At 67.0% G+C, this 18,212-nt stretch carries 17 protein-coding genes; 9 read left to right on the top strand and 8 right to left on the bottom strand.

The features are described 5' to 3' along the window. Positions 1-32 precede the first annotated feature (32 nt). Positions 33-1,238, top strand: a complete 1,206-nt coding sequence (locus ACYQ2U_RS07175; protein ID WP_459949673.1) for an ammonium transporter — start codon at positions 33-35, stop codon at positions 1,236-1,238. A 152-nt stretch (positions 1,239-1,390) separates the two neighbouring features. Beyond that, the gene (locus ACYQ2U_RS07170) at positions 1,391-2,590 is read left to right on the top strand and encodes a DUF2252 domain-containing protein (protein WP_459949672.1); all 1,200 of its coding nucleotides are present in this window, start codon (positions 1,391-1,393) and stop codon (positions 2,588-2,590) included. Positions 2,591-2,661: 71 nt separating this feature from the next. Here ACYQ2U_RS07170 and ACYQ2U_RS07165 read toward each other — a convergent pair whose 3' ends face one another. The 4 genes from ACYQ2U_RS07165 to ACYQ2U_RS07150 are packed head-to-tail and all read right to left on the bottom strand — an operon-like array spanning position 2,662 to position 7,441. Then, positions 2,662-4,221, bottom strand: coding sequence for a DHA2 family efflux MFS transporter permease subunit (locus tag ACYQ2U_RS07165; protein WP_459949671.1), 1,560 nt, complete (start codon positions 4,219-4,221; stop codon positions 2,662-2,664). Positions 4,222-4,243: 22 nt separating this feature from the next. Beyond that, positions 4,244-5,437: an HlyD family secretion protein gene (locus ACYQ2U_RS07160; protein WP_459949670.1), complete on the bottom strand. Its 1,194-nt coding sequence runs from the start codon at positions 5,435-5,437 to the stop codon at positions 4,244-4,246. A gap of 34 nt (positions 5,438-5,471) precedes the next feature. Beyond that, entirely contained in the window at positions 5,472-6,938 is a 1,467-nt protein-coding gene (locus ACYQ2U_RS07155) for an efflux transporter outer membrane subunit (protein WP_459949669.1), read from the bottom strand. Continuing rightward, positions 6,935-7,441 carry a MarR family winged helix-turn-helix transcriptional regulator gene (locus ACYQ2U_RS07150; protein ID WP_459949668.1) on the bottom strand — a complete coding sequence of 169 codons (507 nt, stop codon included), beginning with the start codon at positions 7,439-7,441 and terminating at the stop codon, positions 6,935-6,937. Before ACYQ2U_RS07150 ends, ACYQ2U_RS07155 begins: the two co-directional genes overlap by 4 nt. A 169-nt stretch (positions 7,442-7,610) precedes the next feature. On the opposite strand from ACYQ2U_RS07150, the gene ACYQ2U_RS07145 reads away from it, so the two are divergent. Beyond that, positions 7,611-8,090 (top strand): LexA family protein, encoded by a 480-nt coding sequence (locus ACYQ2U_RS07145; protein WP_459949934.1) that lies wholly within the window; start codon positions 7,611-7,613, stop codon positions 8,088-8,090. Next, entirely contained in the window at positions 8,087-9,373 is a 1,287-nt protein-coding gene (locus tag ACYQ2U_RS07140; protein ID WP_459949667.1) for a Y-family DNA polymerase, read from the top strand. Before ACYQ2U_RS07145 ends, ACYQ2U_RS07140 begins: the two co-directional genes overlap by 4 nt. A 209-nt stretch (positions 9,374-9,582) precedes the next feature. Here ACYQ2U_RS07140 and ftsY read toward each other — a convergent pair whose 3' ends face one another. After that, a complete protein-coding gene (gene ftsY, locus ACYQ2U_RS07135) occupies positions 9,583-10,569 on the bottom strand; it encodes a signal recognition particle-docking protein FtsY (RefSeq protein ID WP_459949933.1) in 987 nt (328 codons plus the stop codon). A 93-nt stretch (positions 10,570-10,662) separates the two neighbouring features. Between ftsY and ACYQ2U_RS07130 the strand changes: the two genes are divergently transcribed. Together ACYQ2U_RS07130 and ACYQ2U_RS07125 are read left to right on the top strand one after the other, a co-directional pair. Then, the gene (locus ACYQ2U_RS07130; RefSeq protein ID WP_459949666.1) at positions 10,663-12,033 is read left to right on the top strand and encodes a M16 family metallopeptidase; all 1,371 of its coding nucleotides are present in this window, start codon (positions 10,663-10,665) and stop codon (positions 12,031-12,033) included. 14 nt (positions 12,034-12,047) lie between these two features. Next, a complete protein-coding gene (locus tag ACYQ2U_RS07125; RefSeq protein ID WP_459949665.1) occupies positions 12,048-13,400 on the top strand; it encodes a M16 family metallopeptidase in 1,353 nt (450 codons plus the stop codon). 387 nt (positions 13,401-13,787) lie between these two features. Here the strand turns inward: ACYQ2U_RS07125 and ACYQ2U_RS07120 are convergent, their stop codons facing one another. After that, on the bottom strand, positions 13,788-14,873 hold the full coding sequence (locus ACYQ2U_RS07120) for a hypothetical protein (protein ID WP_459949664.1): 1,086 nt from the start codon (positions 14,871-14,873) through the stop codon (positions 13,788-13,790). 75 nt (positions 14,874-14,948) lie between these two features. On the opposite strand from ACYQ2U_RS07120, the gene rsmD reads away from it, so the two are divergent. The 3 genes from rsmD to ACYQ2U_RS07105 are packed head-to-tail and all read left to right on the top strand — an operon-like array spanning position 14,949 to position 16,236. Beyond that, positions 14,949-15,482 carry a 16S rRNA (guanine(966)-N(2))-methyltransferase RsmD gene (gene rsmD, locus ACYQ2U_RS07115; RefSeq protein WP_459949663.1) on the top strand — a complete coding sequence of 178 codons (534 nt, stop codon included), beginning with the start codon at positions 14,949-14,951 and terminating at the stop codon, positions 15,480-15,482. Next, complete coding sequence (gene coaD, locus ACYQ2U_RS07110) at positions 15,479-15,964, top strand: pantetheine-phosphate adenylyltransferase (RefSeq protein WP_459949662.1); 486 nt, start codon at positions 15,479-15,481, stop codon at positions 15,962-15,964. Before rsmD ends, coaD begins: the two co-directional genes overlap by 4 nt. 23 nt (positions 15,965-15,987) lie before the next feature. Then, entirely contained in the window at positions 15,988-16,236 is a 249-nt protein-coding gene (locus ACYQ2U_RS07105) for a YfhL family 4Fe-4S dicluster ferredoxin (RefSeq protein ID WP_459949661.1), read from the top strand. Between the two features lie 41 nt (positions 16,237-16,277). On the opposite strand, the gene ACYQ2U_RS07100 is transcribed toward ACYQ2U_RS07105, so the two are convergent. Then, the gene (locus ACYQ2U_RS07100) at positions 16,278-17,066 is read right to left on the bottom strand and encodes a sulfite exporter TauE/SafE family protein (protein WP_459949660.1); all 789 of its coding nucleotides are present in this window, start codon (positions 17,064-17,066) and stop codon (positions 16,278-16,280) included. A gap of 53 nt (positions 17,067-17,119) precedes the next feature. Then, positions 17,120-18,127: a YeiH family protein gene (locus tag ACYQ2U_RS07095; protein WP_459949659.1), complete on the bottom strand. Its 1,008-nt coding sequence runs from the start codon at positions 18,125-18,127 to the stop codon at positions 17,120-17,122. Positions 18,128-18,212: the final 85 nt, after the last annotated feature.

Genomic DNA, 18,212 nt, shown 5'->3' with positions numbered 1-18,212 from the left:
ATGCGCACTCTCTTTGTGCACGGAGCCCCAAATTGGAGAATCTAAAGACCCCATCCGACGTTTTGTTCATTCTGCTCGGCGCCATCATGATCCTGGCTATGCATGCCGGGTTCGCCTTTCTGGAACTGGGCACCGTCCGCAAGAAGAACCAGGTGAACGCCTTGGTCAAGATCCTCAGCGACTTCGCCGTGTCCACCCTGGCCTATTTCTTCATCGGCTACGGCGTGGCCTACGGCACCCACTTTTTTGTCGGCGCCGACGTCCTCACCCAGGGCAACGGCTTTGAGCTGACCAAGTTCTTCTTCCTGCTCACCTTCGCCGCCGCCATTCCCGCCATCGTCTCCGGCGGCATCGCCGAGCGGGCCAAGTTCAATCCGCAAATGGCCGCCACCTTCCTGCTGGTGGGCTTCGTCTATCCCTTCTTCGAGGGCATTGCCTGGAACAACGCCTACGGCATCCAGGACTGGCTGCTGGCCACCTTCGGCGCCAACTTCCACGACTTTGCCGGTTCCGTGGTGGTCCATGCCGTGGGCGGCTGGATCGGCCTCGCCGCCGTGCTGCACCTGGGCGCCCGTCAGGGCCGCTACCACAAGGATGGCGGCATCGCCGGCGCCCATCCGCCCTCCAGCATTCCCTTCCTCGCCCTGGGCGCCTGGATACTCATCGTCGGCTGGTTCGGCTTCAACGTCATGAGCGCCCAGACCCTGGACAAGATTTCCGGCCTGGTAGCCATGAACTCCCTGATGGCCATGGTCGGCGGCACCCTGGTGGCCCTGGCCGCCGGCAAGAACGACCCCGGCTTCGTCCATAACGGCCCCCTGGCCGGCCTGGTGGCCGTCTGCGCCGGCTCGGACATCATGCATCCGCTGGGTGCCCTGGTGGTGGGCGCCGCGGCCGGCGGCCTCTTCGTCTGGATGTTCACCCTGACCCAGAACCGCTGGAAGATCGACGACGTGCTCGGCGTCTGGCCCCTGCACGGCCTCTGCGGCGCCTGGGGCGGCATCGCCGCCGGCCTCTTCGGCCAACACGCCCTGGGCGGCCTCGGCGGCGTCAGCTTCATGGCCCAACTGGTCGGCACCCTGCTCGGCATCACCACCGCCTTCGTCGGCGGCTACCTCGTCTACGGCCTGCTGAAGAAAACCGTCGGCATCCGCCTCGACCAGGAAGAGGAATACGAAGGCGCCGACCTGAGCATCCACAAGATCAGCGCCACGCCGGAACGGGAGAGTCTCTGGTAATACGGTGGACGCACATCTACCCATAAAAAAGCCCGGCAGTGCCGGGCTTTTTTATGGGTAGAGCACCGTTCGGCCTCGTTTCTTTGACAGGCTGACGATAGCTATCAGGGGGTACTCTTTATCCATCGATACAGACTAATCGGGACTTTTGCATGGACATTGTGCGCAACATCCAGGAATTCAATACTGGCCGCGACCCGGAGCGGCTGGCCATGAAATACCGCAACATGCGTAGCAACCCCTTCGTTTTCCTCCGGGCTACCTGTCATCTCTTCTATGGCCGACTACCCAGTAGCCGTCTGTTCGAGCGGGCCCCAAGCGCCTGGGTCTGCGGCGACCTGCACTTGGAAAATTTCGGTAGCTACAAAGGCGATAACCGCCTGGTCTATTTCGACGTGAACGACTTCGACGAAGCAGCGCTGGCCCCGGTGACGTGGGAACTGGTGCGCTTCCTCAGCAGCATCCTGGTGGGCGCGAAGAGCCTCAAGGTGGCACCGCCGGAAGCCTTGGCCCTGTGCCACACGTTTGTGGACCACTACGCGGCTGCCCTGGCTCTGGGCAAGGCCCGTTGGGTGGAAAAGGAAACCGCGGAAGGCATGATCGGGCAACTACTCGACAGCGTACAGCGACGCCCCCGCCCCCTCTTCCTCGATAGTCGCACTGAGAAAATCGGCAAGAAGCGCCGCATTCGCATCGATGGCCGCAAGGCCCTGGCCGTGACTGACAAGCAACGCAAAAAGGTAGCGGACCTGATCAGCGAGTTCGCCGCCACGCAGGACAATCCTCGCTTCTACAAAGTGCTGGACGTGGCCCGCCGCATTGCCGGCACCGGTAGCTTGGGGGTGGACCGCTACATTGTGTTGGTGGAAGGCAAGGGCTCTCCCGACAGGAACTATCTGCTGGACCTCAAGGCTGCCTCGCCTTCGTCCCTTTCGCCTCACTTAAAAATCAAACAGCCTTTTTGGCAGGATGAGGCCCACCGGGTGGCAGCTATCCAGCGTCGCTTTCAGGCCGTGTCCATGGCCTTCCTACAACCAGTCACCCTAGCCCGCAAATCCTACGTGTTGCGGGGACTGCTGCCCTCGGAAGACCGGGTCGCCCTGAATGCATGGAAGAAGCGACTGCGCCGCCTGGAGAATGTCATGGCCACCATGGGCGAGATCGTCGCCTGGGACCAACTGCGCAGTAGCGGTCGAGATGGTTCAGCCATCGCCGACGAACTGATCGACTTCGGCGAGCAAAACAAATGGCGAAGCAGCTTGATTGACGCAGCACGCCATTGCGCCGATCAAGTCGAAAAGGATTGGGCGGCCTACAGCAGCGCTTACGACGATGGTTTTTTTAAGCTCTGAAACAAGCATTCAACCTGTCCAATAAACATCCCGGCCAAGGCCGGGATTTTTATTTCCGCAATCACATCACCTCAGTGCGCGCCGCCCGCGTCCACCGGGCCGCTGCCGTGGGCGGGCTTGGCCAGCCAGATGACGGCGATCAGGATGAGGAAGATCGCGGCCGAGGCGGCGAAGATGTCGTCGGCGCTGAGCATGAAGGCTTGCTGGTCGGCCAGGCGATTGATGTAGGCCAGGGCCTGGTCGCGGCTCAGGCCCTGGGCGGCGAGGCCGGACAAGGTCTGGGTGGTGGCGACGCTGGCGTTGTTCACCGACTCCACCAGTTGGGCGTGGTGCAGGGTGGCCCGGTTTTCCCAGAGGGTGGTGGCGATGGAGGTGCCGAAGGCGCCGGCGGTGATACGGGCGAAGTTGGACAGGCCCGAGGCCGCCGGTATCCGATCAGGGCTGAGGCCGGATAGGGTGAGGGTCACCAGGGGGATGAAGAAGAACGCCATGGAGATGCCCTGGACGATGGTGGGAATCATCAGGGTCGTCATGTCGGCCTCGGTATTGAAGCGGGAGCGCAGCCACAGCACCAGGGCAAAGGTGACGAAGGCCACGGTGGCGAAGATGCGCGGGTCCACCTTCTGGCTGTTCTTGCCCACGTAGGGCGAGAGCAGGATGGCGAGCAGGCCCACGGGGGCCATGATGAAGCCGGCCCAGGTGGCGGTGTAGCCCATGTATTGCTGCAACCACAGGGGCAGTAGCACCACGTTACCGAAGAAGGTGCCGTAGCCCAGGGATAGGGCCAGGGTGCCCACCCAGAAGTTGCGCCGGGTGAACAGGGACAGGTCCACCACCGGGTGCTTTTCCCCCAGCTCCCAGATGACGAAGAAGCAAAAGCCCACCAGCGCCACCAGGCCCAGGACGACGATCTGGGACGAGGCGAACCAGTCCAGCTCCTTGCCCTTGTCGAGCATGATTTGCAGGGCGCCCACCCAGATCACCAGGGCGGCGAGGCCGATGCTGTCGATGGGCAGCTTGCGGGTGGGCGTCTCCCGGGTCTTGTAGATGCCCCAGGTGATGAAGAAGGCGAACAAGCCCACCGGCACGTTGATGTAGAAAATCCAGGGCCAGCTCATGTTGTCGGTGATCCAGCCGCCCAGCAGCGGCCCCATCACCGGCGCCACCAGGGTGGTCATGGACCACATGGCCAAGGCCATGCCCGCCTTGTGCTTGGGATAGCTTTGCAGCAGCAGGGTTTGCGACAGGGGAATCATGGGTCCGGCCACCAGGCCCTGCACCACGCGAAAGAAAATCAACATGCCCAGGTTGGGCGCCAGGCCGCAGAGCAGGGACGAGAGGACGAAGAGCAGGATGCTCAGGCTGAACAGCCGCACCATGCCGAAGCGCTGGGTGAGCCAGCCGGTGAGGGGTACCGAGATGGCGTTGGACACGGCGAAGCTGGTGATGACCCAGGTGCCCTGGTTGGGGCTGACGCCGAAGTCACCGGCGATGGCCGGAATGGACACGTTGGCGATGGAAGAGTCCAGCACGTTCATGAAGGTGGCCAGGGACAGGGCCAGGGTGCCCATGATCAACTGGCCGCCCTCCAAGGGCGGCGGCGGCACGTAGGGCTTGGGCGTATCGCTCATGGCGTTGGCATCCGCTGGCGACTCAACCGGCGCGGTGCAGGTTGACCCGGCGCCCCAGGTTGGCGGAAACGATGGCGTTCACCTTTTCGTCGGCGGCCTTGGATAGATCGTCGTAAACGCTGGTGCTGGCGACGGGTCCGCTACGACCGGCTTCCGTCACCGGCTTGCCGCTCTGGTCGTGGATGTCCACCGTGGCTTCCATGGACAGCCCGACCCGCAGGGGATGGGCCGCCAGTTCCTGGGGATCGAGGGCGATACGCACGGGCACCCGCTGCACCACCTTGATCCAGTTGCCCGTGGCGTTCTGCGCCGGCAGCAGGGAGAAGGCCGCGCCGGTACCGGCACCCAGGCCCACCACGGTGCCCTTGTATTCGGTGTGGTGGCCGTACACGTCGGCGGTGAGGGTCACCGGCTGGCCCACCCGCAGGCTTTCCAGTTGGGACTCCTTGAAGTTGGCGTCCACCCACAGTTGGTCCAGGGGCACGATGGCCATGATGGGCACGCCGCTGGCTACCCGCTGCCCCACTTGCACGCTGCGCCGGGCCACGGTGCCGGCCACCGGCGCGGCGATGCCGGCGCGCTTGTAGGCCAGCCAGGCTTCCCGGTACTTGCCGGCGGCGGCCAGGACGCGGGGATGGGTATCAACACTGGCGCCCTCGGTCAGGGCGTTGTTGCGGGCCAGTTGTTCCTTGGCCTCGGTCAGGGCGGACTTGGCGTTGGCGATGGCGGTCTGCAAATGCTGCAATTCCTCCACCGACACCGCGCCACCGTCCACCAGGCCCTGACGCCGCGCCAGGTCGGCGTTCAGCCGTTCCAGTTCGGCCTGACGCACGCTGACCGTGGCGGCCAGGGCGCTATCGTTGGCGAAAACGCCGCGCACTTCGCGCACGGTTTCCGCCAGCTGGGCCTCGGCCTGGTCGAGGGCGACACGGGCGTCCACGGGATCGAGGCGCACCAGCATCTGGCCGGCGCTGACGTGGTCGGTGTCGTCGGCCTCGATGGCCACCACGGTGCCGCCCACCTGGGGCGTGATCTGCACGACGTTGCCTTGTACGTAGGCGTTGTCGGTGTCCACCTGGTAGCGGGCGAGGAGGAACCAGTAGAGGCCGTAGGCCACGGCGGCGGCCAGGCTGGCCAGGACGAGCAGCACCAGGCGGCGCTTGCGGCTTTCCTCCTGGGCGGAGGGGAGGCTGAGGGTGTTGTTGTCAGTGGTCATGATGATTGTCCGTTGGGGTTGGGGGGACAGGCATTCAGTGTTGGTGGACGTTGGGTTCGGCCGCGGCGAGGGCCGGCGCGGTGGCGTCGAAACCGCCGCCCAGGGCGCGGATCAGGCGGATGCGGCCGTCGATCCAGCGGGCTTGCAGATCCACGGTGGTGCGGCGCTGGAGGATCAGATTGGTTTCGGCATTGAGCTCGGTGAGGCGGTCGCTGATGCCGGCGCGATAGCGTTGCAGGGCCAGGTCGTGGCTGCGCTGGGCGCTGGCCAGGGCCGCCTGCTGCCGGGTCAGTTGGGCTTCCACCGCTTGCAGGGAAGTGAGCTGGTCGGCCACGTCGCGCAGGGCGTCGAGCAGGGTGGCGTTGTAGGACGCCACGGCGCTGTCCACCTGGGCGGCGGTGGCGCGGTACATGCCCCGCAGCCGCCCGGCGTCGAACAAAGGCAGGCTGAAAGCCAGGCCCAGTCCCGATTGGCGGCTGCCCGCCTCCAGCCAGTGGTCGGCGCCGACGGCGGCGAAACCGGTGAAGGCGCGCAGGTTGATGTTGGGGTAGAACTGGGCGCGGGAGGCCTCCAGTCCATGCAGGTTGGACTCGACCCGCCACTTGGCGGCGGTCACGTCGGCGCGGTGGCCCAGCAGGTCCGCCGGCAAGGTGGCGGGCAGGGCCAGGGGCGCCACGGCGGGCAGGCTGGGAGCCAGCTTGTCGAGGGCCTCGGGACCGAGACCCACCAGGGCCGCCAGGGCGTGGCGGGCAAGGCCGATCTGTTCGTCGATGGACACCAGGTCGCGGGCGTTTTCCGGCAGGGCGCCCTGGGCCGATTCCAGTTCGACCCGGGTGTCCAGGCCGGCCTTGAAGCGGCGTTCCACCAGGGTCGCCATGTCGGCCCGCTGACGGCCGCGCTGTTCGGTGACTTCCCGTTGCGCCAGCAGCCGGGCCAGGCCGTAGTAGGACCGGGCCACGTCGGCGGCCAGCATCATGCGGGCGGCCTGGTGCTCGGCTTCGGTGGCGCGCAGTTCGCCCAGGGCGGCCTTGAGGCCTTCCCGGTTCTTGCCGAAGAAATCCAGTTCCCATTGGCCGCCGGCCTGGACTTCGTTGATGGTCTGGGTCGTGCCGGCGTAGGGCGGCGGCGTGGTGCCCCGCTCGCTGAAACGCTCCCGGGTGCTGTCCAGGGTCAGCTTGAGCTGGGGGCTGAGGGTGCTTTCCGCCACGTCGCTGACGGCCCGGGCCCGGGCCAGCTTGGCACTGGCGGCCTGGAGGCTGGGACTGTCGGTCAGGGCCTGGGCGATCAGGTCGTTCAGCACCGGATCTTGCAGTTCCCGCCACCAGTCCTCCTTGGGCCAGGCGGCGTAGGCTGCCCCGGCAGGATTGCCGGCCAGGGTGGCGGGATCCAGGGTCTTGGCCTCGGGGGCGATGCCCGAATAGCTGGCGCAGCCGGCCAGGGTCAGGGCGGCCAGGGCCGCCAGCACCAAGGGGCGGCCGGCAAAGACGGTCGGTTTGTTCACAGGGTGTCTCCTTCTTCCAGCGCCTGGGCGTTGTCCAGGGCGCGCTTCAGCAAGGTCTTGAACTGTTGGAATTCCTCGTCCGAGAAACCCGTCAGCACCTGGTTGGCGAGATGGGCGATGACCTTGGGCACCTCCTCCGCCACCTGGCGGCCGGCGTCCGTCAGTTCCAGGTTCACCACCCGGCGGTCTTCCTCGGAACGGACGCGGCTGATGAGTTCCTTGCTCTCCAGCCGGTCCAGCAGGCGGGTCACCGCGCCGGTGTCGTGGCAGGCGGCCCGGGCCAGGTCGGCGGCCGTCTTGCCGACCCCTTGCTGCAAGCCCAGCAGGGGCTTCCACTGGGCGTCGGTCAGGCCCAGCCCCTCCATGCGCCGGTCCAGTTCCCGGGTGATCACCAGGGACAGGCGCTTGATCAGATAGCCGATGCTTTCCTCCATGCGCCAGTTCTCGGGACGGTAAAACGCCTGCACGTCGCTCATGTTCACTGCCTCATCAATCACTGTCATGGCAGTAATATCGCTGTCACGGCAGTGATTGTCAAGACAGATTCGTAACGCTACGTAGTTTTCCTGAGTCGAACCGGATTTCCGCCGGGCGTTTCCGGCAGATGTCGGCCCCGTTGACAACTGAACGAACGATCACTAAATTGAGTGAACGATTGTTCAGTTGACTGCCATGCCCAACCACCGCTCAACCCTCCGCCCCGGCCCGGCCTTTCCCGCCCATGTGGACGACCATTGCATTCCCCTGCCCGGCTATCCCTTGCTGGAAAGGGTGCCGGCCGGCTTTCCCTCGCCGGCGGCGGATTTCGCCGAAACCCGCCTGGACCTGGAAGCCCACCTGATCCGGCAAAAGGACGCCACTTTCTTCGTCCGCGTCCAGGGCCATTCCATGGTGGATTTCGGCATCCACGACGGCGACCTGCTGGTGGTGGACCGGGCCCAGCAGGCCGAGGACCAGAGCATCGTCATCGCCGTGGTGGACGGTGCCTTCACCGTCAAGCAGCTCTGCCGCCTGCCCGGGGGCGTGCTGCTGCGTTCGGGCGGCAGCGGCCATCGCGACATCCTGGTCAGCGGCGAGCAGAGCCTCAGCGTCTGGGGCGTGGTGCGCTGGTCCATCCACGCCACCCAGGGCCGGCGGCAGCGCGCGCCATGAGCTTCGCCCTGGTGGACGGCAACAACTTCTACGTCAGTTGCGAGCGGGTGTTCGACCCGCGCCTGGAAGGCCGGCCCCTGGTGGTGCTGTCCAACAACGACGGCTGTGTGGTGTCCCGCAGCGCCGAAGCCAAGGCCCTGGGCATCAAGATGGCCGCGCCCTGGTTCAAGATCCGCGACCAGGCAGAAAAGCTTGGCGTGCTGGCCCACTCTTCCAACTACGCCCTCTACGCCGACATGTCCAACCGCATGATGGCCATTCTCGGCCGCCAGGCGCCGGACCAGGAGGTCTATTCCATCGACGAATGCTTCCTCGGCCTGACGGGTTTCCGCAACGGGGAGTTGCCCGCCTGGGGCCAGGCGGTGCGGCGCCAGGTGCGGCAATGGACCGGGCTGCCGGTGGGCATCGGCATGGGCGCCACCCGCACCCTGGCCAAACTGGCCAACCATTGCGCCAAGCAGGGCCTGGCCGGTAGGGACCAGGTCTGCAACCTGGACGCGCTGATGCCGAGTGCGCGGGACGTCCTGCTCGCCACCCTGCCCGTGGGCGAAGTGTGGGGCGTGGGCTGGCGCCTGGGGCGCAAGCTGCGGGACCTGGGCATCGCCAGCGTGCTCGACCTGAAACGGGCCGACGCCAAGACCCTGCGCCGCAAGTTTTCCGTGACCATGGAAAAGACCGTGGCCGAACTCAACGGCGAGCCCTGCATCGACATTCACGACCTGGCCGATCTCAAGCGACAGATCCTCTGCTCCCGCTCCTTCGGCCAACTGGTACGCAACCCGGAATCCCTGGCCGAGGCGGTGGCCCACTACACCGCCCAGGCGGCGGAAAAACTGCGCGGTCAGGGCAGCCGGGCCGGAGCGCTGCACCTGTTCATCCGCACCCCGTCCCACCGCGACGACTTGCCCCAGTACGCCGGCAGCCTGACCATTCCGCTGCCGGAACCCACGGACGACACCCTGGCCCTGACCCGGCTCGCCCTCTGGGCTCTGAAAAAAATCTACCGGGACGGCTACGCCTACCTCAAGGCGGGCGTGGTGCTGATGGAACTGAGCCCGGCAACCGGCGGCCAGGCCAGCCTGTTGCCGGGGCTGTCGCGGCAGCGGCCGGGGCTGATGACGGTGCTGGACGAAATCAACGACCGCTGGGGCCGGGGCACCCTGGCCTCCGCCGCCGAAGGTGTGCGCGCCCTGCGCCGAGGCGACTGGCCCATGCGCCGCAACCGCATGTCGCCGGGCTACACCACGCGCTGGGATGAGCTGCCCACGGCGCGGGCGGACTAAAAAATAGGCAAGCACCTCGTCAGGCAGCTCCTCCGCCCCCTCACCCTATCCCTCTCCCACAAGGGGAGAGGGGACCTGCTAGGTCGGTTGTTGCAAAAGATCTCCCTCTCCCCTTGCGGGAGAGGGCCGGGGTGAGGGGTGTGCGCATCAAGGAAAGACGCCCTTACCCCTACATTGCGCAAGAGCGCAACCGTCTTCGCTTTGCTGGCTCAGTTCGGCTCGAACAGGGCGGCGACGAATTCCTTCACCTTGAAGGGTTGCAAGTCGTCGATGCCCTCGCCGACGCCGATGAAGCGCACCGGCTTCGGGCACTGGCGGGCGATGGCGGCGAGGACGCCGCCCTTGGCCGTGCCGTCGAGCTTGGTCAGGATCAGGCCGGTGACACCCACAGCCTTGTCGAAGGCCTGCACCTGGGCGATGGCGTTCTGGCCGATGTTGGCGTCCAGCACCAGGATCACCTCGTGGGGGCCGCTGGGATCGGCCTTCTGGATCACCCGGCGCACCTTGGCGATTTCCTCCATCAGGTGCAACTGGGTCGGCAGGCGGCCCGCCGTGTCGGCCAGCACCACGCCGATGCCGCGCGCCTTGGCGGCGGAAATCGCATCGAACACCACGGCGGCGGGATCGCCGCTTTCCTGGGCGATCACCGTCACGTCGTTGCGCTCGCCCCAGGTCATCAATTGCTCCCGGGCAGCGGCGCGGAAGGTGTCGCCGGCAGCCAGCAGGACCTTGTGGCCCTGGGCCTGGAAATGCTTGGCCAGCTTGCCGATGGAGGTGGTCTTGCCCGCCCCGTTCACCCCCGCGATCATGATCACGAAGGGATGGTGGCCGCTCACGTCCAGGGGCTGCTCCAGGGGCGCCAGCAACTGGGTCAGCAGATCGGTCAGGGCCTGCTGCAACTGGGCCGGGGTCTCCAGTTTTTCCTTGCGCACCTTGGCCTGGAGCTCCGCCAGCAACCACTGGGTGGCGGCCACGCCGCAGTCGGCCATGAGCAGGGTGGCTTCCAGTTCTTCCAGCAGTTCGTCGTCGATCTTGCCGCGGCTGAACAGGCCCGCCAGGCCGCCGCCCAATTGGGCGCGGGTGCGCGACAGGCCGGCCTTGAGTCGCTCGGTCCAGGAAAGCTTAGGAGCTTCCGCCGTGGCTTGTGAATTTTCCTGGGAAGCTTCGGCGTCTTTCTTCTTGAAGAAACTCAGCATGAAGAGATTGGTCTCAGTGACGCCGGACACTTGTGCACTATCATGCCCGGCTGAGTTTTGAAGGCGACAAGTCTAACAAACACGGATATCCCCATGAGAACGACGCTGCTTTGTTTTTCCCTGCTGGCCGCCAGTGCCAGCCTTTCGGCCCAGGCCAATCCCTTCGAGAAAATCCTGCCCAACGGGCTCAAGGTGGTGGTCAAGGAAGACCACCGGGCACCGACGGTGGTGAACATGGTCTGGTACCGGGCCGGCAGCATCGACGAACAGGACGGCACCTCGGGCGTGGCCCACGTGCTGGAACACATGATGTTCAAGGGCACCCGGAAGGTGGGCCCCGGCGAATTCTCCAAGCGGGTGGCCGCCGCCGGCGGCAAGGACAACGCCTTCACCAGCCGCGACTACACCGCCTACTTCCAGCAGGTGCCCAAGGAAAAACTGGGCGAGGTAATGGCCCTGGAAGCGGACCGCATGGGCAACCTGCAATTGACCGACAAGGAGTTCGCCCCGGAGATCAAGGTCATCATGGAAGAGCGCCGCATGCGCACCGACGACCAGCCCGAGGCCCTGGTGTCCGAGGTGCTCAACGCCGTGGCCTTCCAGGCCCATCCCTACCGCCGTCCGGTGATCGGCTGGATGGACGACCTGGAACAGATGAAGGGCGAGGACGCCCGACGCTGGTACCGTACCTGGTACGCCCCCAACAACGCCACGGTGGTGGTGGTGGGCGACGTGGACCACGAGGCCGTGTTCCGCCTCGCCGAGAAAACCTACGGCGGCTACCGCCCCCATGCCCTGCCCGAGCGCAAGCCCCAGCACGAGCCCGCCCAGGTGGGCATCAAGCGGGTGGTGGTGAAGGCCCCGGCCAAGCTGCCCTATCTGTTGATGGCCTGGAAGGCGCCCAAGCTCACGAACGTGGACCAGGACAGCGAGCCCTACGCCCTGGAAATGCTGGCCGCCGTGCTCGACGGCCACGGCGCCGCGCGCTTCGCCAAGCGCCTGGTGCGGGAGACCCGCGTCGCCCAGTCCGCCGGCGCCGGCTACGACAGCACCCTGCGCGGCGAAGCCCTGTTCATGCTCGACGGCCAACCGGCCCAGGGCCACACCGTGGCCGAACTGGAGGCCGCCCTGCGCGGCGAGATCAAGCGCATCCAGGATGAAGGCGTGGGTACCGAGGAACTGGAGCGGGTCAAGACCCAGATCATCGCCAGCCAGGTGTACAAGCGCGATTCCATGATGGCCCAGGCCATGGAAATCGGCCAGGCGGAGGCCATCGGCCTCGGCTGGCGCAGCGTGGACAAGACCTTGGCCAAGCTGCGGGCGGTGACGCCGGAACAGGTGCAGGCCGTGGCGAAGAAATACTTCGGCGACGACACCCTCACCGTGGCGGTGCTCGATCCCCAGCCGGTGGACGAAAGCCAACCCAAGCGCCAGGGCGGTGCCGCCGCCGGCCATTTGCGTTGAACGAAGGAATCCCCATGCGACGCCTCACTCGACTGTTTGCCCCCCTCGCCCTGCTGGCCGGTCTGGCCTGCGCCCTCGCCGCGACCCCGGCCCTGGCCGGACCGAAGATCCAGCACTGGACCGCCCCCTCCGGCGCCCGGGTGTATTTCATCGAAAACCACGACCTGCCCCTGCTGGACGTGTCGGTGGATTTCGCCGCCGGCACCCGTTACGCCCCGGCCGACAAGACCGGCCTGGCCGGCCTCGCCAACGGCCTGCTGGACAACGGTGCCGGTTCCCTCAACGAGGACCAGATCGCCGAGAAGCTGGTGGACCTGGGCGCCTCCCTGGGCGGTTCCGCCGACGCGGACCGGGCCGGCATGACCCTGCGCACCCTGTCCTCGGCCAAGGAAAAACAGGGGGCCCTGGACCTGCTGCGCCTGGTGCTGTCCCAACCCAACTACCCGGCGGAGGTACTGGCCCGGGAGAAGGCCCGCGCCATCGCCGCCCTTCAGGAAGCCGATACCCGGCCCGACGCCGTGGCCGCCAAACGCTTCGCCGCCGCCCTCTACGGCGACCATCCCTACGGCCGCAGCGCCACGGTGGACAGCATCGGCCGCATCGACCGGGACGACCTGGTGAACTTCCACCGCCGCAACTACACCGCCCGCCGCGCCGTGGTGGCCCTGATCGGCGACATCGACCGGGCCGAAGCGGAAGCCATCGCCCAACGCCTGACGGAAGCCCTGCCCCAGCGCGACGCCGCCGACGCCACGCCGACGCCGGTGGTCCTGCCCACGGCCACCACCCTGCGCATCGCCCATCCGGCGGCCCAGAGCCACATCCTGGTGGGCCTGCCCGCCAACCGCCGCGACGATCCGGATTTCTTCCCCCTCCAGGTAGGCAACTACGTGCTGGGCGGCGGCGGCTTCGTCTCGCGCTTGATGAACGAAGTGCGGGAAAAGCGCGGCTATGCCTACGACGTGCATTCCTACTTCGCCCCGCGCAAGCAGGAAGGACCCTTCACCATCGGCCTGCAAACCCGGCGCGATCAGGCCGACGCCGCGCTCAAGGTGGTGAACGAAGTGCTGGCGAAATTCCTCAAGGAAGGCCCGACGGCGGCGGAACTCAAGGCCGCCAAGCAGAACATCGCCGACGGCTTCGCCCTGCGCACCGACAGCAACGCCAAGCTGCTGGGCTTCCTCTCCGCCATCGGTTTCTACGACCTGCCCCTCAGCTACCTGGACGACTACCCGGCCAAGGTCAAGGCAGTGACCGCCCAGCAGGTGCGGGACGCCTTCCAGCGCAAGGTGAAGCCGGAACACCTGGTGACGGTGATCGTGGCTGCCGACGAGCCCAGCGCAACCCAGGCCGACGGCGCCCGCTGAAACCAGCGGGGGCGGAGCATGGGCGCGGCGCGGATGGATGGCGCCCGTCTCGATGTCACTAGGCGGAGTGCCGCCTAGTCGGCAACACCTCAACACTTGCGCCCCTTACGTGGTAAAGCGACGCGGCGCATTCCTGAGGGCAATTGGGGACAATTGGCGGTACTTGCGGCACGTGCTGCATCGGCCGCACCAGGTCACACTTGGCCGCACCCGACACCCACCACCGTCATTCCCGCGCAGGCGGGAATCCAGCGACGCTGGAACGCAAAAACCACGGGCTCCCCGCCTGCGCGGGGACGACGCTAGCCGGGACGCGCACGTCGCCTCCTGTCTTTAAGCAACGAAGGGCTCGGCGCGCGCGGACTCGTTCGGTATTTCCCAGGCTTGCTAAGCCTCCGCCTGGACCTGCAAACGCTCCAGCAGCACTTCCGCCGCCTCGGCGATGCCCGTGGGCACGGGGCATGGGCGTGGCGGCTGGGCCAGCAGTTGCGCCAGGTCCGCCAGCCAGTCCGCGCCGTCCAGGGCGGCGCGGTCCACTTCCCGGCAGCGCCCCGCGACCTGGAGCCAGGCGATCAGGGCCTCCTGCTCGGGCCAGTCCTCCCGCCGCACGTAGAGCAGGGGCGTGCCGTTGCAGGCCGCTTCGGTGAAGGTGCCGTAGCCGGGCTTGGTCAGCACCGCGTCGGCGGCTTGCAGCAATTCGGCGAAATCCTGTTCGGTCTGGCTGTAGTGCAGGGCCGAGGCGTGGCTGCAATCCCAGCTTTCCGGCAGCAGGTAGCGCAGCCCGGGGCGCTCGGGCCAACGCTCCAGGGGCAGATCCAGGGCGAAACCACCCATGGCCACCAAGACCACCCGGTCCTCCGCCGCCACGCCCCATTCCCGGCGCAGTCGAGCCCGCGCGGCAGGGTCGCCGAGACGGGCCACGGGACCGACCTGGCGACCGGCGGGCAGGCCGTCCATGGCCGGAGTCAGGGCGATGAAGGGGGCGGCGGCGTAGGCGGCGGCCATCTGCGCCAGCACCGGCGCAGCCCACGCCTCGCCGCCGTAAAAATGCCGGGCCAGGGCCTGCCAGGTGAGGGAACTCATGCCTAGGGCCGGCAAACCCGCCGCTGCCGCGCCGGCCAAGGGCAGATAGGCGGCGTTGGCCAGCACCAGGTCGGGCCGCAGCCGGCGCAGGAAATCCGCTTCCCGCACCACCGCGCCGGCCCAGTCGGCATGGGCCTCGGCGTAGGCCCGGCGCGAGGCGTCATGGTCGATGCTGACCGCGTCGCGCTGGACGTAGCCGAAATCGCTGCATTCCCGGATGTGGATGAAGGGCTCGGCGATGCGGGTCAACAACATGCGCTTGGCCAGGCCGCAGCGCACCGTGAGCCGCAGATTGGGCAGGCGGCGGCGCAGTTCAGCGAGGACGGGGGCGGTCTGGGCCAGGTGGCCGAAGCCGTGGGAGGAAATATCCACGAAGAGATGAGGGTTCATGGTGACTATTCTCACATGGGGGGACGGGTATCATTCGCCCCCTATGTCCGCGCCACTCCGCCCTTTTCTGCTGTCATGAGCCGCATCCGCATTACCGGCGGCCAGTGGCGCAGCCGCATGATCCAGGTGGCGGACGGCCCCGGCCTGCGGCCGACGCCGGACCGGGTGCGGGAAACCCTGTTCAACTGGCTGGGCCAGGATTTGTCCGGCCTCACCTGCCTCGACGCCTTCGCCGGCAGCGGCATCCTCGGCTTCGAAGCGGCCTCCCGGGGCGCGGCCAAGGTGGTGATGATCGAGCAGGAGCGGCGCGCCTTCCTCCAGTTGCAGAAGAACGCCGCCCTGTTCAATAGCCCCAATCTCCAGATGGTTTGCGGCGATGCGCTAAAATGCGCGCCCACTGTGGCATCCCATTGCGATCTGATCTTTCTCGATCCGCCCTACCGTCAGGGCTGGCTGGAAAAATTCGAAGCCCTGCTGCCCCGGTTGGCGACACCGGAAACCCGCCTCTACGCCGAAGCCGAACACGCCCTGGAATCCCTCGGCGACTGGCGCGTGGTGAAGCGCGGCACGGCCGGACAAGTCCACTACCACCTGCTGGAGCGACCATGAGCATAGCCGTCTACCCCGGTACCTTCGACCCCCTGACCCGGGGCCACGAAGATCTCGTCCGTCGCGCCTGCACCCTGTGCAGCAAGGTGATCGTCGCGGTGGCCGCCAGCGAACGCAAGGGCCCCCTGTTCTCCCTCGAGGAGCGTATCGAGATCGCCCGGGAAGCCCTGGCCGACCTACCCCAGGTGGAAGTGGTGGGCTTCGACTGCCTGTTGATGAAGTTCGTCCGCGACCAGGGCGCCAGCGTCATCCTGCGCGGCTTGCGGGCCGCCTCCGACTTCGAGTATGAGTTCCAGATGGCGGGCATGAACCGCAAGCTCCATCCCGACGTCGAAACCGTGTTCCTCACCCCCGGTGAGCAGTACATGTTCGTCTCCGCCACCATCGTGCGCGAAATCGCCCGTTTCGGCGGGGACGTCACCCCCTTCGTGCCCACCTCCGTCGCCCGACGGCTGGCGGCCAAGATTCAGCAAAAACCTTAAAAGTAGAGAGAGGAAGCCTCACCATGGCCCTGATGATTACCGACGAGTGCATCAACTGCGACGTGTGCGAACCCGAGTGCCCCAACGGCGCCATTTCCCAGGGGGACGAGATCTATGTGATCGACCCCAACAAGTGCACCGAATGCGTCGGCCACTTCGACACCCCCCAATGCCGGGAGGTCTGCCCCGTGGATTGCATCCCTGACAATCCCGACCACGTGGAAAACCACGACCAACTGATGGCCAAGTTCCTCAAGCTGTCCGGCAAGTAAGACCGTCCATCCCCGATCCCGCCCCACGGGATCGGGCCGCCTCAGCCCAGCAGGCTTTTCGCCACCAGGGCGAGGCCGGCCGTCAGGCACATGAGGGCGAAAGCCCGCTGCAAGGTCGTTTCCGCCAATCGGGGCGACGCCTTTCTGCCGAGGAAAATTCCCGCCAGGGTACCGCCGGCGAAGGGCAGGGCTCGTGGCCAATCCATGGCGCCGTGGGCCGTCCACACCGCAATGCCGCCCCAGGACACCAGGGTCAGCACCATCAACGACGTGGCGGTGACGGCGTGCATCGCCAGGGGCGTGTGTCGCCGCAGGGCGGGCACCAGCACGAAACCACCGCCGACCCCCAGCAGCCCCGAGAGGAAACCCGCCACCAGTCCGGCCCGGGCCAGGGCCCAGGCGCAGGGCCGGTTCCAGGCGAAGCGGCCGCTGTCCTGGTTGATCCGGCAAGGGGGCTCGGTATCCGCCGCGACGCCCTGGCCGTACCAGTGGCGCCAGGCCTGGTAAACCAGCAAGGCGGCAAAGGCGAGCACCAGGGGCGTATTGGGCAGGGCCAGGGAAAGGCGGATGCCCAGGGGCGAGGCCAGCAGGCCCAGGGCCGCCATCAACAGGGCGGCCCGGTAGCGCACCACCCCTTGGCGCAGCCCCATCGTCATGGCCAGGCCCGCCCCCAGGGCCACCGCCAGCAAGGAAATGGGCGCCGCCTCGGTCAGGGGCAGGTGCAACACCAACATCAACAGAGGCGCGGCGACCACGCCGCCGCCGGCGCCGGTGAGGCCCAGCAGCAAGCCGGTGACAAGGCCGAGGGCAGCGACAATCAATGGGTCCATGGCATATTTTCCTGACGAGGCCGGCAGTCTAGCGCCTTGCGGCGCCCCGCCGTTCAGGCCAGCCAGCTATTGACCAGGGCGCCGGTCAACAACAGGTGGCCGAACAGCAGCGCCGCCAGCAACAGGGGCGCGGCACCGGCGCCCCGTATCCGCGCCAGAGTCGTGCCCAGCCCAAGGGCGGTCATGGCCGCCGCCAACAACAGCCCACCCAGGTCGCGACAGGCCTGGGCCAGTGCCGCCGGCACCCAGCCGCTGGAATTGAGGGCCGCCGTCGCGATGAAGCCGAGGGCGAACCAGGGCATGGTCGACCAGCGCCCCTTGCCCGTGGTGGCGGCGGCCGCCGCCGGTCGCATCCAGCCCAGCAGTAGCAGGAAGGGCATCAGCATCAGCACCCGCAGCATCTTGACCACCACGGCGCTGCCGGCGGCCGCATCGTCCAGGCCGCTGCCGATGGCGACCACCTGGGCCACCTCGTGCACTGTCGAGCCGACGTAGATACCGAACACGCCTTGCAACGAGGCCGGCGCCCATTGGTGGATCCAGGGATAGATCACCATGCCCAGGGTGCCGAACAGCACCACGGTGCCCACCGCCGCCGTGGCCTGCTCGGTCCTGGCCTTGAGCAGGGGTGCCGTCGCGGCGATGGCGGCCGCGCCGCAGATGGCGCTGCCGACGGCGGTGAGCAAGGCGGTCTCGGCGTCCAGGCGGAACAGGCGGCGGCCCAGCCAGAGGCCCAGCAGCAGGGTGGAGGCCACCATCACCAGATCCGCCACCAGACCGCTGCGGCCCAGGGCCATGAGTTGTTGCAGGCTCAGGTGAAAACCGAAACAGACAATGCCCCAGCGCAGCAGCCGGGTCTGGGCGAAGGCGACGCCCTGCGCGAAACGGCCCCGCCCCAGGGCCGGCAGCAGATTGCCCGCCACGGCGCCGAGCAGGATGCCCAGGGCGGCGGCGCTGATGCCCAAGCGATCCAGGTGCGCCGCCCGCGCCGCGAATCCCGCCAATCCGCACAAACCCGCCACCAAGCCCAAACCGGGCAGAAAACGTCCCACGTTAGCCATGACCTTGCTCCGATGTAATCGACACCGGCGGCATATTAGGCAGTCATGATGGACTGGAAAATCAGATTTTCCAGCTGACGATCAT

Source organism: Denitratisoma sp. agr-D3 (assembly GCF_054658675.1).
The sequence above is the reverse complement of the archived record's forward strand: the minus strand, read 5'-3'. Positions and strand labels throughout refer to the sequence as shown.

Coding starts and splice junctions, on each gene's coding strand:
- rsmD (WP_459949663.1), top strand. CDS start 14,949: ATGAGCCGCATCCGCATTACCGGCGGCCAGTGGCGCAGCCGCATGATC.
- ACYQ2U_RS07095 (WP_459949659.1), bottom strand. CDS start 18,127: ATGGCTAACGTGGGACGTTTTCTGCCCGGTTTGGGCTTGGTGGCGGGT.
- ACYQ2U_RS07145 (WP_459949934.1), top strand. CDS start 7,611: ATGCCCAACCACCGCTCAACCCTCCGCCCCGGCCCGGCCTTTCCCGCC.
- ACYQ2U_RS07170 (WP_459949672.1), top strand. CDS start 1,391: ATGGACATTGTGCGCAACATCCAGGAATTCAATACTGGCCGCGACCCG.
- ACYQ2U_RS07140 (WP_459949667.1), top strand. CDS start 8,087: ATGAGCTTCGCCCTGGTGGACGGCAACAACTTCTACGTCAGTTGCGAG.
- ACYQ2U_RS07165 (WP_459949671.1), bottom strand. CDS start 4,221: ATGAGCGATACGCCCAAGCCCTACGTGCCGCCGCCGCCCTTGGAGGGC.
- ftsY (WP_459949933.1), bottom strand. CDS start 10,569: ATGCTGAGTTTCTTCAAGAAGAAAGACGCCGAAGCTTCCCAGGAAAAT.
- ACYQ2U_RS07130 (WP_459949666.1), top strand. CDS start 10,663: ATGAGAACGACGCTGCTTTGTTTTTCCCTGCTGGCCGCCAGTGCCAGC.
- ACYQ2U_RS07100 (WP_459949660.1), bottom strand. CDS start 17,066: ATGGACCCATTGATTGTCGCTGCCCTCGGCCTTGTCACCGGCTTGCTG.
- coaD (WP_459949662.1), top strand. CDS start 15,479: ATGAGCATAGCCGTCTACCCCGGTACCTTCGACCCCCTGACCCGGGGC.
- ACYQ2U_RS07150 (WP_459949668.1), bottom strand. CDS start 7,441: ATGACAGTGATTGATGAGGCAGTGAACATGAGCGACGTGCAGGCGTTT.
- ACYQ2U_RS07160 (WP_459949670.1), bottom strand. CDS start 5,437: ATGACCACTGACAACAACACCCTCAGCCTCCCCTCCGCCCAGGAGGAA.
- ACYQ2U_RS07105 (WP_459949661.1), top strand. CDS start 15,988: ATGGCCCTGATGATTACCGACGAGTGCATCAACTGCGACGTGTGCGAA.
- ACYQ2U_RS07120 (WP_459949664.1), bottom strand. CDS start 14,873: ATGAACCCTCATCTCTTCGTGGATATTTCCTCCCACGGCTTCGGCCAC.
- ACYQ2U_RS07125 (WP_459949665.1), top strand. CDS start 12,048: ATGCGACGCCTCACTCGACTGTTTGCCCCCCTCGCCCTGCTGGCCGGT.